The organism is Planococcus sp. TJ-301, assembly GCF_058268475.1.
Genome location: NZ_JBZDOH010000001.1, coordinates 873,011 through 885,562, shown reverse-complemented (window position 1 = coordinate 885,562; position 12,552 = coordinate 873,011). Strand labels below are relative to the sequence as shown.

At 46.2% G+C, this 12,552-nt stretch carries 13 protein-coding genes; 11 read left to right on the top strand and 2 right to left on the bottom strand.

Going from position 1 to position 12,552, the window contains the following annotated elements:
* Nucleotides 1-179 precede the first annotated feature (179 nt).
* From AC4EHJ_RS04575 to AC4EHJ_RS04550, 6 genes are all read left to right on the top strand, one after another.
* Entirely contained in the window at nucleotides 180-620 is a 441-nt protein-coding gene (locus tag AC4EHJ_RS04575) for an NUDIX hydrolase (protein ID WP_490974403.1), read from the top strand.
* Nucleotides 621-903: 283 nt separating this feature from the next.
* Nucleotides 904-1,329, top strand: coding sequence for a sigma-70 family RNA polymerase sigma factor (locus tag AC4EHJ_RS04570; RefSeq protein ID WP_490974402.1), 426 nt, complete (start codon nucleotides 904-906; stop codon nucleotides 1,327-1,329).
* Complete coding sequence (locus tag AC4EHJ_RS04565; RefSeq protein ID WP_490974401.1) at nucleotides 1,330-2,271, top strand: hypothetical protein; 942 nt, start codon at nucleotides 1,330-1,332, stop codon at nucleotides 2,269-2,271.
* A 158-nt stretch (nucleotides 2,272-2,429) separates the two neighbouring features.
* A complete protein-coding gene (locus AC4EHJ_RS04560) occupies nucleotides 2,430-2,990 on the top strand; it encodes a copper resistance CopC family protein (protein WP_490974400.1) in 561 nt (186 codons plus the stop codon).
* Nucleotides 2,991-3,088: 98 nt separating this feature from the next.
* Nucleotides 3,089-4,111 carry a potassium channel family protein gene (locus AC4EHJ_RS04555; RefSeq protein ID WP_490974399.1) on the top strand — a complete coding sequence of 341 codons (1,023 nt, stop codon included), beginning with the start codon at nucleotides 3,089-3,091 and terminating at the stop codon, nucleotides 4,109-4,111.
* 136 nt (nucleotides 4,112-4,247) lie between these two features.
* Nucleotides 4,248-5,507, top strand: a complete 1,260-nt coding sequence (locus tag AC4EHJ_RS04550; RefSeq protein ID WP_490974398.1) for an ATP-binding protein — start codon at nucleotides 4,248-4,250, stop codon at nucleotides 5,505-5,507.
* A gap of 56 nt (nucleotides 5,508-5,563) precedes the next feature.
* On the opposite strand, the gene AC4EHJ_RS04545 is transcribed toward AC4EHJ_RS04550, so the two are convergent.
* The gene (locus tag AC4EHJ_RS04545) at nucleotides 5,564-6,892 is read right to left on the bottom strand and encodes a TrkH family potassium uptake protein (protein ID WP_490974397.1); all 1,329 of its coding nucleotides are present in this window, start codon (nucleotides 6,890-6,892) and stop codon (nucleotides 5,564-5,566) included.
* A gap of 240 nt (nucleotides 6,893-7,132) precedes the next feature.
* Here AC4EHJ_RS04545 and AC4EHJ_RS04540 point away from each other — a divergent pair, with 240 nt between their 5' ends.
* The 5 genes from AC4EHJ_RS04540 to AC4EHJ_RS04520 all read left to right on the top strand — a co-directional run bounded on the left by AC4EHJ_RS04540 (nucleotide 7,133) and on the right by AC4EHJ_RS04520 (nucleotide 12,057).
* Nucleotides 7,133-8,068 carry an NADP-dependent oxidoreductase gene (locus AC4EHJ_RS04540; protein WP_490974396.1) on the top strand — a complete coding sequence of 312 codons (936 nt, stop codon included), beginning with the start codon at nucleotides 7,133-7,135 and terminating at the stop codon, nucleotides 8,066-8,068.
* 114 nt (nucleotides 8,069-8,182) lie between these two features.
* The gene (ytvA, locus tag AC4EHJ_RS04535; RefSeq protein WP_490974395.1) at nucleotides 8,183-8,959 is read left to right on the top strand and encodes a YtvA family blue-light photoreceptor; all 777 of its coding nucleotides are present in this window, start codon (nucleotides 8,183-8,185) and stop codon (nucleotides 8,957-8,959) included.
* A 162-nt stretch (nucleotides 8,960-9,121) separates the two neighbouring features.
* Nucleotides 9,122-9,937, top strand: a complete 816-nt coding sequence (locus tag AC4EHJ_RS04530) for an SDR family NAD(P)-dependent oxidoreductase (protein WP_490974394.1) — start codon at nucleotides 9,122-9,124, stop codon at nucleotides 9,935-9,937.
* Nucleotide 9,938: 1 nt separating this feature from the next.
* Nucleotides 9,939-11,561, top strand: a complete 1,623-nt coding sequence (locus AC4EHJ_RS04525; RefSeq protein ID WP_490974393.1) for an AMP-binding protein — start codon at nucleotides 9,939-9,941, stop codon at nucleotides 11,559-11,561.
* Entirely contained in the window at nucleotides 11,503-12,057 is a 555-nt protein-coding gene (locus AC4EHJ_RS04520; RefSeq protein WP_490974392.1) for a maltose acetyltransferase domain-containing protein, read from the top strand. Before AC4EHJ_RS04525 ends, AC4EHJ_RS04520 begins: the two co-directional genes overlap by 59 nt.
* A gap of 4 nt (nucleotides 12,058-12,061) precedes the next feature.
* Here AC4EHJ_RS04520 and AC4EHJ_RS04515 read toward each other — a convergent pair whose 3' ends face one another.
* Nucleotides 12,062-12,409, bottom strand: coding sequence for a rhodanese-like domain-containing protein (locus AC4EHJ_RS04515; protein WP_490974391.1), 348 nt, complete (start codon nucleotides 12,407-12,409; stop codon nucleotides 12,062-12,064).
* Between the last annotated feature and the right edge of the window lie 143 nt (nucleotides 12,410-12,552).

Below are 12,552 nucleotides of genomic sequence, written 5' to 3'. Positions count from 1 at the left end.
TGCGGGGGATTTTTTGTGTTTAAGAATTTCAAGGATTTAGGATAAATAGGAAATTATTGTATATTACTGCTAGTAGAACTGATAAAATATGAACTATAGACAAACAGAAACGGTGGATTAGGCTGGCGGAATTTTAAAATGCTTGCTGCATCCAAACCATTTTGATGGGAGAGAGCATAATGGTCATAAAAGAACAGGAAACCGAAGGGCAATGGATGCCACCAAAGCATATTGTTTCAGCAGCTGCGATCGTCCTGAACGAGCAAGGGGAACTTTTATTGATAAAAGGCCCGCGGAGAGGCTGGGAAATGCCGGGCGGCCAAGTGGAAGAAGGGGAATCATTGGAAACGGCGGCAATCCGGGAAACGAAAGAGGAAACCGGGATCGATATTAAAGCGCTTAGGTTCTGTGGGATATTCCAAAATGTCAGCGGTTCGATTTGCAACACCTTGTTTTTAGCGGAACATGCAGGCGGGGAACTTGTCACTTCCGCAGAAAGCCTCGAAGTGGGATTTTTCCCATTAGAGGAAGCGTTGGAAATGGTAGTGTGGAAGAATTTCCGTCAGCGGATTGAATATTGCCTGGATGGAAGCACGCATCCGTTTTATATTGAATTTTGAATTGACATAATACTGCGCCGGTAAACTAAACGACTTTGACCGATGAGTCATTAAAATGAGCGTGGAACCAGCAGCAATTGCTCTAATCGCAATTGCTGCTCTTCGCTGCCTTCAATAAAAGGATTTAAAAGCACTTAGGCCAAACATCGTTACGCTAAGTCTAATAAGTAATGGCTCGCAAAAAGGGGGGATTCCAATTCTGCAATTCATCAAGAAAGCTCAAAAAGGGGACGATGCAGCTTTTTTAGCGCTCTTCCAACTATACGAAAAAGATATTTATCGAATGGCTTATATCTATGTGAAAAATGAAGATGACGCCTTGGATATTGTTCAGGAAGTCGCTTACCGCTCTTTTAAAAATATAAAGGCATTGAATAATCCTGAGTTTTTTAAAACATGGCTGTTGAAAATTACCATCAACTGCGCAATTACTTTTCTGAAAAAGAACAAAAACAGCGGCACTTTGGTATTGGACCATCCTGGAGATGTCTTTTTGGAAAGTGAAGACCTTCCATTGGGATTGACTTTGAATGGCTTGATTGACAACTTGGCGGCTGAAGAAAAAAGTGTGGTCATGCTGCGCTTTTACAAAAACCACACGTTTAAAGAGATTGCTGAACTATTGGAAATTCCGTTGGGCACTGCCAAGTCGATTCTTTATAGAGCGTTGCATAAACTTCGGACTGAGTTTGAGAAAGGAATGATGTAAGTGGACAATAAAATCCGGCAAAAAATGGACGAGATTAAAATTCCGGAAAACTTGCATGCAAGAAGCCGGGTAGGAGTGGTAGCAGCCAAGTCGGAAATCCAAGCGCGCGAAAAGAAGGGGCCGAAAAAAGGTCTATTTGCAGCGGCGGGCATTTTTGTGATGATTGGTGGGATTTCCTTAGCCAGCTTTTTGAATCAGGAAAATGCCGCGGTGGAAAAACAGGCGGAACCAGTGAAGGCCCACGCAATTGTTGAAATTCCGAAAGAAAATCCCTATGGGCTCGTCATGGCATTGATTGTATACAACGGAAAACTGTACACGCGGGGTGAAACAGAAATTGGAGCGGAAGATGGAAGCCTGTTGCGGGGAGAAAAACTGGGTGTCACAAGTGACAGCATTGATGAATGGAGCAGCCAAAGTGCTTATGGAAAAGAGCTTGCTTCGTCGATTGGCAGCGTTGATGTCTATGCAGTCAATGGCTACGACAGCGGATTCCGCCTGATGACATATGAAAGCTATGAAGGCGGGTACCATGCTCATTTTTATGAAAACTTGAATGGCATCACAGTGGCCAATGGAGAGAATTTTTTCAGCAAACTAAAACTGAATGGCAACGCCGTTTCGGGAGTATATAGAGGATTCAATGACTGGAATCACAATCAAGATAATTTTTACGGAGTGGATGGCGGAAAGGCTCTTGACTCATTCATCCAAAACCTGGATAAAACTGTGCCATACTTGGATGCAAAGCACAAAGATCCTTTGGATCAGCAAACAATCAAGGACGATGACTTTAGAGAATTGACCATCCATTTAAAAGATGGATCTAAGGTCAACATGAAGCTTTTAAAAGGCGGCTATATCTATTACGGAAACATAGGGCTGTTTTTCAAAATGGATGAAGAGAAGTTTGCCGATTTCTGGAACCTTTTGCAAATGTAATCCCGGTAAAGGCCTTGTCCTTCAATCCGACAATAGCCTAGCCGTTTTTCTTTGCATCCCTACCATACTTATTATGACTCTTCCAAAAAACCTGTAATCTAAAAACGGGTTTGATGCGTTAGCTAGGTAGATGATTATGAAAGTTGAGGGGATTTACTATGAAAAAAATCTTGGCCGCGTTGATGCTGCTTATTCTTGCAATGCCGCTTTCTGCCCAAGCGCATACCGGACTGTCTTCTTCGAATCCTGCAGAGGGTGAAAAGATTTCAGCGCCATTAGAAGAAATCACTTTGATTTTCGAAACGCAAATTGAGGCCGGCAGCACGATAGTTTTAGAAGGTGCCGGGCAAACGTTCACATTTGATGAAATCACTGTTTCCGGCGATACACTTCGAGGCATGGTGGCGGAAAAAGAGTTGGCAAACGGCGCTTATACGATTCAATGGACCATCATCGGAGCGGATGGCCATCCGATAAAAGGTGAAGTCCAGTTTGAAGTGGCAATGAAATCTGATTCAGCGGAGGCAGCTGTCGAAGAAAGTCCGGTTGAAACAAGCCTTCCAGCGCAAACAGCTGCGCCGACTGAGGAAACTCAAAATGCTGAGACAGCAGCCCAACAAGATGCAAGCGGTGGAAGTATGCTGGGCACTGTCCTTATTGTTATCTTGGCTATCGCAATCTCCGTTATCGCATACAGAGTTTTTAAAATGAAAAAGTGATTTCATTCTAAACAGGTGGAAAAGAGCATGGAAATTGAGCCCGCAAACAGCTAGACTTAGTTAAAAGCAATAGGTATAACTGAGGCTGGGGTGGAAAAATGTTTGAAATCATGAAGAAAATCGTCAAGATAAACACAGCCAAGTTAATTTTATTCGCTTCTCTTTTCTATATGATGAGTGCGATCATTGTCTACCTATTGGAGCCTGATAATTTCAAGAATCCATTTATCGCGTTTTGGTGGGTCATGACGACGGTTACAACAATCGGTTATGGGGACTATGTACCGCGCACCGTTCCGGGGATGCTTTATGGCATCTTTCTGTATCTATTCGGCATCGGGTTGATCGGGATTATCCTCGGGAAAGTGGTTGATTTCTTTACATATTACGGGAGGCTTAAAATGGAAGGGAAACTGGATTATACGGGAAAAGACCATTTTTTGATTATCGGCTGGTCAAGAAGTGTCGAAAAGACAATTGAAGAAATTTTGCTGAGCCGCGACATCAAAACGGATGTCGTCCTCATTGACTCGCTGAAAGAAGCGCCTTTCAAGCATGAGCGGTTTCATTATATTCAGGGAGATCCGACAGACAAAAAACTTCTTCAGAAAGCGGGCATCGATAAATCGCGTTCGGTTTCCATCTTTGCGTCAGGCAACCATAGTGACATCCTGATGGATGGGAAAACGCTGCTGATCGCTTCTTCAATTGAACGGTATGCAGTGGAAAAAGACATCAATATCTACACGATTGTAGAGATTGTCAACCAGAACCACGTCGACATGTTCATGCATGCCGGGGTCAACGAATTCGTGCTGTCCAATGAGGGATTCCCGCATCTCATGGCGAAAGCTCTTTTGAACCACGGGTCGACACGCTTGTTCATGGAATTGCTAAACCATACTTATGGTGAAAACATCTGGGAGATAAAGCCTTCGGAGTCATGGAAAACTTATAGAGACGCTTTTGAATCGCTGCGTGAAAGAGGTGCGAATTTGATTGCGGAAGGATCGGACTTCAGTATCGTCAGAAGGTTGGATGAATCGATTCCACCTGACGCAAGGCTCTACATCATTACCGACCAAAAAACATACGAAAGTCTTGATGTAGAGAAAATATAGAAAAATATTTCGGAAAAAGAGCTTCTCTGAAGAAGCTCTTTTTTTATGCCCAAACTTAAAAAATCTGAACTTTCATTTAAATTTCACTTAAGCGTAATAAAATAAGGATATATATAAAAGACGGGGGTAGTGTTATATGAAAAAAATATTGATTCTTGGAGCTTATGCCCACATGATCGATATAGTGAAAACAGCGAAACACATGGGGCTGTACACCATCGTCGTTGATCGGGATGCCGGCTCTCCGGCCAAAGCGTTCGCTGACAAATCTTATGATGTAAGTACTGCCGATATTGAAGGGTTGGTGGAGATTGCGAGAACGGAAAGCATCAGCGGGGTCGTCAATGGTTTTGATGACATTAATACGTGGCATGCGCTTGCTTTATGCGAGAAGCTGAACCTGCCTTTTTATGCAACAAAAGAACAGTTGGAACTCTGCTCGAACAAAGACCGGTTCAAGGAGTTTTGCCGAAGCTACGATGTACCGGTCATTGAGGAATACGAAATCGGACAAAGCTTGTCCGAAGAAGATTTTTCACAATTTGTTTTTCCGGTCATCATCAAACCAGTGGACAGCTACGCGAGCCAGGGGATCACCATTTGTTATTCTGCAGAAGAATTGAAAAAAGGCTATGCGAAAGCAGTCCGCTATTCAAAGTCGGGAAAAGTAATTGTTGAACGGTTTATCGACAATGCTTATGGAGTCATGATGTTCTACACAGTCTTGAATGGAAAAATCGTCTTAAGCGCAATGACGGACAGGCATGTACATAAACAGTATAAAGAACACCCGCCATTGCCCACAGCCACGGTCTTCCCTTCGCAGCATCTGGATCACTATATTAAGACGCTGGACGCAAAGGTCCGAACCATGATTCAGGGGATGGGGATTCAAAATGGTGTCCTTTTTATCCAGTCCCTGTTTGAAGATGGTCTTTTCTACTTTTACGAAATGGGCTTCCGGCTAAGTGGCACGCAATATTACACGATTGTCGAAAAGCAGACGGGCATTAACTTGCTGGGAATGATGCTCGATTATGCGACTGAAGGAAACCTCGATCAATACGCGATCGAAAAGTTTGATAACGGCTATACAAAGTTTCCCGCATGCAACCTCTCAATCCTTTTAAGTACAGGAACGATCAGAGAAATTATCGGACTTGAAAAAATAAAAGAAAATCCGGCTGTGGTTTCTTACGTACCTGTCCATGATATCGGAGACCATGTGGAAGTCACAGGGACCTATGCCCAAATGCTCGGCAGGTTCAATATTGTCTGCAAAGATGAAAAGGAATTGAACGATTTCTTAAATGAAATTTATGACACCATCAAAGTCCTTTCAACAGACGGCACTGACTTGATCGAAGGCAGATATGCACCAGTTCCAGAAAGGTAAGCAGACACTACAGCGGAAACACGAAAAAATCCTTGCAGATAACTGCAAGGATTTTTTCAACCTGTGAAGACTTGGTCGTAAGGGTATCGGAAGTTCTCTTTTTTGGGTTTTAGCAAAAGGAAAAACAAAGTCAACGGGCCAATCCTGCCGATGAACATCAGGACACTCAAAATCAGCTCGCCTAAATCGCTTAACTGCCCGGTGACCCCCATCGACAAGCCGACCGTCCCAAAGGCGGAAACGACTTCAAATGCCAACGGCAGGAACGGCAGCGATTCAGATATCGTCAAAAGGAAAATGAAAATCCACACCATCAAAATCGAGATTGTTGTGATGGCAAGTGACCGAATCGTGATTTCAATACGGATCGAACGGCCGAAAATCTCAGGCTCTCTTTGCGAGCGGAGAAAAGCCAGCGTAGCCAGCACGACGACGATGAACGTGGTGAGCTTGATGCCGGACGCTGTAGAGGCGCTGCCTCCACCAATGAACATCAGAATCATTGTCAGCAATAAGGTCGGATCTTCCATGACACTATAATCTACTACGTTAAAGCCTGCAGTCCGTGGTGTGACGGCCGTAAAATACGCGGCCGATATTTTATTGCCCAATGACATGGCGCCGATTGTCGCTTTGTTATTAAACTCAAGGACAAGAACCATGATTGTCGCTACTAAATTGATCAACAGCGTACCCGATACCATCAATTTGGTATGCAGCGACCAGCGCCGGAACGATTTATGCTGGTAGAGATCGAGGACGACCGTAAAGCCGATTCCACCGACGATAAACAAGCTGGACAGCAGGAAAAGCGCAAACGGCTGATCTTGGACACCGATTAAATTATCGGGAAACAAAGAAAAGCCGGCGTTGTTAAAAGCGGAAATGACATGGAAAATACTCAAATGCAATGCTTTGCTGAACCCGTATTCCGGTATCCAGTAAAAGGTGAGGATGGTAATGCCGATTGCTTCAACGATAAAAGCGAAAATAATGATCGACTTCGCCAATTTGATGATGCCGCCAACCGTGTTCTGTGAAAAAGCCTCCCGTAAATACAGCCGGTTTTGAAAACCGATTTTTTTGCGGAACATGATGAGGACCGCAACCGCAAACGTCATCAAACCGATGCCTCCGAACTGGATCAATACGAGCAGAACGGCCTCGCCGAAAGCGGTCAACACCGTTCCGGGATCAAAGACGCTCAAGCCCGTCACAGTCGTAGCGGAAGTTGCAACAAAAATCGCGTCGGTCCACGAAATTGGCTCGGTGGTAGCAATCGGCAATTTCAGCAGGATTGTGCCGATGAGGATCAGCAACAGAAAGCTGCCGGAAATTAGTAAAGGCGGTGGAATCTTGATTCTTTTTTTGGTAATCGTCAACACAACAGACACTTCCTTAAGTGGTGAAGCTATTTGCTTAGATCGAACCCGATCAGGAGAAAACCCCGGAATTGGATAAGGATTAAATTACGCTCAATTAATAGCGTTGTCAACTGCCATTTTTAGAACCTGTTGTCAGCAGCCCAATTCAATAATAATAAAGGAACAAAGCCGCCGGTGTCGTATTAATTACCATAGCGGCAGAAATCGGAAATATGTGAGACATTGAAAGGGGCGGGTTCAATGAAAGCCATCATTATTGAAGCATACGGCGATATCGAGCAATTCAAAGAGACGGATTTGCCGGAGCCGGAAATTTCCGGCCAAGAAGTTTTAGTGGAAGTCCATGCAGTGGCAGTAAACCCGATCGACTGGAAAATTAGAGCAGGCTATTTGCAGGATTATCTGCCTTTTGACATGCCGATTGTTTTCGGATGGGACGTGTCGGGGGTTGTGAAAAAGGTCGGGGCGCAGGTCACGGATTTCAGTCTCGGTGATAAGGTGCTTGCACGTGCAGATTTGAAAAAGCCTGGCGCTTTTGCGGAATTGATTGCGATTGATGAGGCGCAGCTGGTAAAAAAACCGAAGAATGTGCCATTTGAAGAAGCTGCAGCAATTCCGCTTGCGGGTATGACGGCTTGGCAAATGCTTTTTGATCAGGTGAACCTGATTTCCGGCGAAACCGTGCTAATACATGGGGGAGCTGGGGGAATCGGCATATTCGCGGTTCAGCTTGCGAAACGTGCAGGTGCGGAAGTGATTGTTACCGGAAGCGGCCGCAACAGGGATTTCCTTTTAACTTTGGGAGCGGATAGGTTCATCGACTACCAGGAAGAGGATTTTCAAGCCGTTGTCCAAGGAGCGGATGTTGTTCTGGATCTTATAGGAGGTGATGTCTTGGAACGGAGTTATAAAGTTCTGAAACTGGGAGGCAGGCTCGTTTCCGTCGCCGGACAGCCTGATCAAGACTTGGCAAAGAGAATGGGCATCACAGCAAGCTTTCTAAATAGCAAGATTAAAATCGATCAATTGGAAGAACTGGCTGGCTTAGCAGCCAAAGGAGAACTGAAGGTTGTACTAGCGGATGTATTGCCCTTTACGCTCGACGGTGTGCGGCAAGCACATGCATTGAGCGAGACCCAGCATGCACGCGGGAAAATTATCGTCAAAGTGAAATGATGTGGAACGGGCTGTTCCTGTGCTTCCGCTTGATTTTGGTGTTGGGACAGCCGATTATGCTATTATATATTTTATGTAAACTGAATTTAAAATTAAGAAAGATAGAGGTGTTCCATGAAATCCCTTGATCCCGAGAAACAAGTGAAACTGCTGGAAGCGATGCTTGATGGCAGCCGCGTTGCGACAATAGTGACTGATCCTTCGCAAGAGGACAATCCTGTAATTTATACAAACAAAACCTTTGAACAAATGACTGGCTATGCGCGCGAAGAAGTGCTGGGACGCAATTGCCGATTTTTGCAAGGTGGAGACACAGCTCCGGAGGCAAAAGAGAAAATCCGCAAAGCGGTTCGCCAAAGAGAAGAACTGATTGTCACGTTGAAAAACTACCGGAAAGACGGCAGCGAATTTTGGAATCGCCTGTTCATTAAACCGGTCGAAGTTGATGGCGCATTGTTTTTTATCGGCACGCAGACGGACATCAGTTTGGAACGCGCTCAATTTGAAGAGCTTCGGGCAAGCCAAGCGGAAATCGAAGAATTGATGCTGCCGATTTTGTCGATACAGGAAAAAATCGCGACAGTGGCCCTTATCGGCACGATGAGCTTCCAGCGTTTTGAATTGCTGAAAGTGAAAGTGTGCGAGTACGTCCGGGAAAACAGAATCGAAAAGGTGCTTATCGATATTACGGGACTGTCTTGGGAAGATTCAGTGCCGCTCGCAGGTTTTGTCCAGATCCGGGACGCGCTAAGAATCATGGGCAGTGAATTGTGCATCACCGGCATTTCGCCGAAAGCAGCGCTAGAGCTGGTCATGCAGGATGATCGTGCAGAAAAACTCATCACTTATCCGACAATCCAAAAAGCGCTGGAGACCGTCGGCAGACATTGACCTTTAAAGCCAATAAAGTCTAGCAGCAGAGCATCCGCTTCTGCTGCTTTTTATTGCAAAAAATTGGATGGGCACGCTGGGTTTTCATGGTAAACTGAAAACAGAGATAATTTGTCATTTTATGAATTGATTGGCCACCAATAACAGAAAAGGATGAAAGGGATGAAAAAAAACATCATTCTTGAAAAGGTCATGTTCAAAACCAATCGGTTCCATTTTAAAAAACTGCAACATGTGTGTGCTGGAAAAACCATCTTGATCACCGGTGCAAGTTCGGGCATCGGGGAGCAGCTGGCTTTTCTGCTTGGACAGGTCGACTGCCGGTTGATCCTGGTAGCAAGGCGCACAGAAAAGCTTAATGTGATGAAAGTGGAAATTGAAGGGATGAAAGCGGCCGTGGAAGTATTCTCTGCCGATCTGCGAGTGGACTCGGAGCTTGACGCTTTCTTGGACTTCGTACATAAGCTTGGCAGGCTCGACTTCATCATCAGCAATGCTGGAAAATCCATCAATCGCCCCATTTTCCAATCATTCGGCCGTGACCATGATTTTACGCGGACGATGGCGATCAATTATTTCGTCCCAGTGCGGCTTGTCATGTCCTTGCTTCCACTTTTGAAGCAAAGGGGAGGCCATATCGTCAACGTCTCGACCATCAATGCTCTGATGACGCCGATGCCACATTGGGCCGCTTACCAAGCTTCCAAATCGGCATTTGATGCATGGTTCCGCTCTGCCGCACCTGAAATGAACAGCAACGGCATCGATGCTTCAACTGTTTACTTGCCGCTGGTGAGGACGCCGATGATCGAACCGACCGCAGCATACCGAACGGTACCGGCCATGGAAGCTCTTCAGGCTGCCCGCTTGATTGGCACCGTTTTGTACAGCAAGAAACGCACATGGCGGCCATGGTGGCTCTGGGCGATGCAGGCTGCATCAATTTTTACCCATCAATTGCCGGAAAGGCGGAATTAGCATGGCGGTATGGCGGTTGCTTCAAATCATGTATAAACTTGATTATTTGAGCTTCACTGGCGTTTTCCACCTACTCCGGATAATAAAACAAGACGGCATCAATGCCATGCTGCTATTGCGAATGGCTGCAAAAAGCCATGGCGAGGAGACCGCGTTAATCGACAGCAGCGGCGTCTTATCGTATCAGGAGTTGTTGTCAGGCAGCGAAAAGCTGGCCCATATCCTGGCATCGGATTTTGGGGCGACGAAAGACACGAAAACAGCTTTTCTCTGCCGCAACCATACCGTCTTTGTACAAGCGCTCTTTGCAGCGTCGCGGACCGGCACCGCCATTTACCTGTTGAACCCCGGCATGAGCCAAAACCAATTTGATACCATCGCGGCTGCACACAATTTTGATTTGATTGTTTTCGATGAAGAGTTTGTATGTTTAGTAGAGCAATCGCTTCACCAGAAAAGAGTCGCGCAATGTACGGGAAGCGGGAAAACTTCACTTAGCCTATCATTGGAACGAATGGTTCATCCGGAAGTCCGCCCCAAACGCTCATCCTGCAGTAAAATTGTGCTGCTGACAGGGGGCACGACTGGGAAGCCGAAAGAAGCGGCGCACAAACCTTCGCTATTCAATTTCCTGAATCCATTCGCCGCATTATTGGATAGATTGGATTTGCGAAGCTGCCGCTCAGTCTATATTGCATCGCCGATTTTCTATGGCTACGGCATCGCTTTTTTGTTTTCGGTGCTGGCGCTTGGAAAAACAGCAGTCATCCAAGAGCGTTTTGACGCAGAACAGGCATGCGCCTTTATCCGTGAACACCAAATCGAAGCCGTTTCGGCTGTGCCGCTGATGATTGAAAAAATGCTCAGCCATAATACGGCGGACCTTCTTTCCTTGAAATGCATCGCTTCAGGCGGTGCAAAGCTGAATCCAGGATTGATCGAGAAGACAAAGGCGGAACTGGGTGATGTTCTTTATAATTTATACGGTACGTCTGAGGCGGGCCTCAACATCATCGCAGCGCCAATGGACCTTAACCGCGATGCCCGTATGGCAGGAAAAGCGATAAAAGGCGCGAATTTAAAAATCATGGAAAATAGCCGAGAGGCGGCTGCCGGCCAAATCGGCCAATTATGCGCCCGAAACGGCTGGTCGATGAGCGGCAAGAACAATACGTGGATTGCAACCGGTGATTTGGCGTGGAAAGACGGCGAAGGATTTTATTATTTAAGCGGCCGCCAAGATGATATGGTGGTTTCTGCTGGCGTGAACATTTACCCGATCGAAATCGAAGGGACGCTAGCTTGCCATCCGCTCATCACAGAAGCGGCTGTTATTGGAGTGAACGATAAAGCGTACGGACAGATTCTGAAAGCATTCGTTAAGACGGTTCCGTCGGCCCATTTGACCGAGGAAATGGTGCTGGAATGGCTCAAGCCTCGATTGGCAAAGATCCAGCTTCCTAGGGTTGTCGCTTTTGTCAGCGAGCTTCCTTATACAGCACTCGGCAAACCCGACAAAAAACAATTGCATTACGATCTACAGGAACGAAAGGAATGGATTGCAAATGAAAAAAGAACTGGAGAAAATGCTGGCGGGGGAAATGTACGACCCGACAGACCCTGAACTGACAGCACTTCACCGGAAAGCTCGCCAAGCCACTGCTGAATTCAATATGGAAATGGTCGAGGACCGCAGCCCAGTGCTGAAGAATCTTTTTGGTGCTACGGGCGAGTTGTTTAACATCAGGCCGCCATTTTATTGCGATTACGGCAGCAACATCTATGTCGGCGAGAACTTTTTTGCGAATTACGATTGCGTCATCCTCGACGTTTGCAACGTCGTCATCGGCGACAATTGCATGATGGCCCCAAAAGTCAGCATTTACACGGCGACGCATCCACTCGAAGCGGCCGGCAGAAATTCGGGGCGTGAATTCGGCAAGCCGGTGACGATCGGCGACAATGTCTGGCTTGGCGGCAACGTCGTCATCGGGCCCGGCGTCACGATCGGCAATAATGTCGTTGTCGCTGCCGGCGCGGTCGTCGTAAAAGACGTACCCGATAACGTCGTCGTCGGAGGCAATCCGGCGCGCATCATTAAAGAAATCGACAACGGCTAAGCGATCATTTTTCGACCGGCAGCTTTTCCTTGCGCCAACGGTCCATGCCGCCTTCGAGCTGGTAAAGATCAGTAAAACCATTTTTTTGAAGCGTGTGAGCGGCAGCCTGGCTGCGGTGGCCGGTTTTGCAGATTAGTATGACCGGTATGGTGGGTGCGATTTTCTGTGCTGCTTTCAATTCACTGCCAAGCGGAAAATGCATAGCTCCTGCGATATGGCCCGATTTAAATTCGAACGCTGTGCGGACGTCGACGATCACCGGTTTTGGAAATTTCCCCATCCGGTAAAGCAAATCCTGCGGCGACAGGTTTTTTAAGAAACGCGGCCGTCGAAATAAATTCAATAAGTTCATAACAAGCTCAACTCCTCCCAAGATGCCCTTTTCTTAGATTATAACGGCGTTCATTGTAAGGTGAAAGATTCTAATGTGCGAAAGAGTTCCGGCGCGGAGCTCTTTTTTTATTGTACAAAACAAGGAAACCTTTGAACATATAA

Bases quoted from the DNA above. Each gene is read 5' to 3' on its own strand.
- AC4EHJ_RS04575 (WP_490974403.1), top strand. From the start codon at position 180: ATGGTCATAAAAGAACAGGAAACCGAAGGGCAATGGATGCCACCAAAG.
- AC4EHJ_RS04570 (WP_490974402.1), top strand. From the start codon at position 904: ATGGCTTATATCTATGTGAAAAATGAAGATGACGCCTTGGATATTGTT.
- AC4EHJ_RS04560 (WP_490974400.1), top strand. From the start codon at position 2,430: ATGAAAAAAATCTTGGCCGCGTTGATGCTGCTTATTCTTGCAATGCCG.
- AC4EHJ_RS04555 (WP_490974399.1), top strand. From the start codon at position 3,089: ATGTTTGAAATCATGAAGAAAATCGTCAAGATAAACACAGCCAAGTTA.
- AC4EHJ_RS04550 (WP_490974398.1), top strand. From the start codon at position 4,248: ATGAAAAAAATATTGATTCTTGGAGCTTATGCCCACATGATCGATATA.
- AC4EHJ_RS04540 (WP_490974396.1), top strand. From the start codon at position 7,133: ATGAAAGCCATCATTATTGAAGCATACGGCGATATCGAGCAATTCAAA.
- ytvA (WP_490974395.1), top strand. From the start codon at position 8,183: ATGAAATCCCTTGATCCCGAGAAACAAGTGAAACTGCTGGAAGCGATG.
- AC4EHJ_RS04530 (WP_490974394.1), top strand. From the start codon at position 9,122: ATGAAAAAAAACATCATTCTTGAAAAGGTCATGTTCAAAACCAATCGG.
- AC4EHJ_RS04525 (WP_490974393.1), top strand. From the start codon at position 9,939: ATGGCGGTATGGCGGTTGCTTCAAATCATGTATAAACTTGATTATTTG.
- AC4EHJ_RS04520 (WP_490974392.1), top strand. From the start codon at position 11,503: ATGAAAAAAGAACTGGAGAAAATGCTGGCGGGGGAAATGTACGACCCG.
- AC4EHJ_RS04515 (WP_490974391.1), bottom strand. From the start codon at position 12,409: ATGAACTTATTGAATTTATTTCGACGGCCGCGTTTCTTAAAAAACCTG.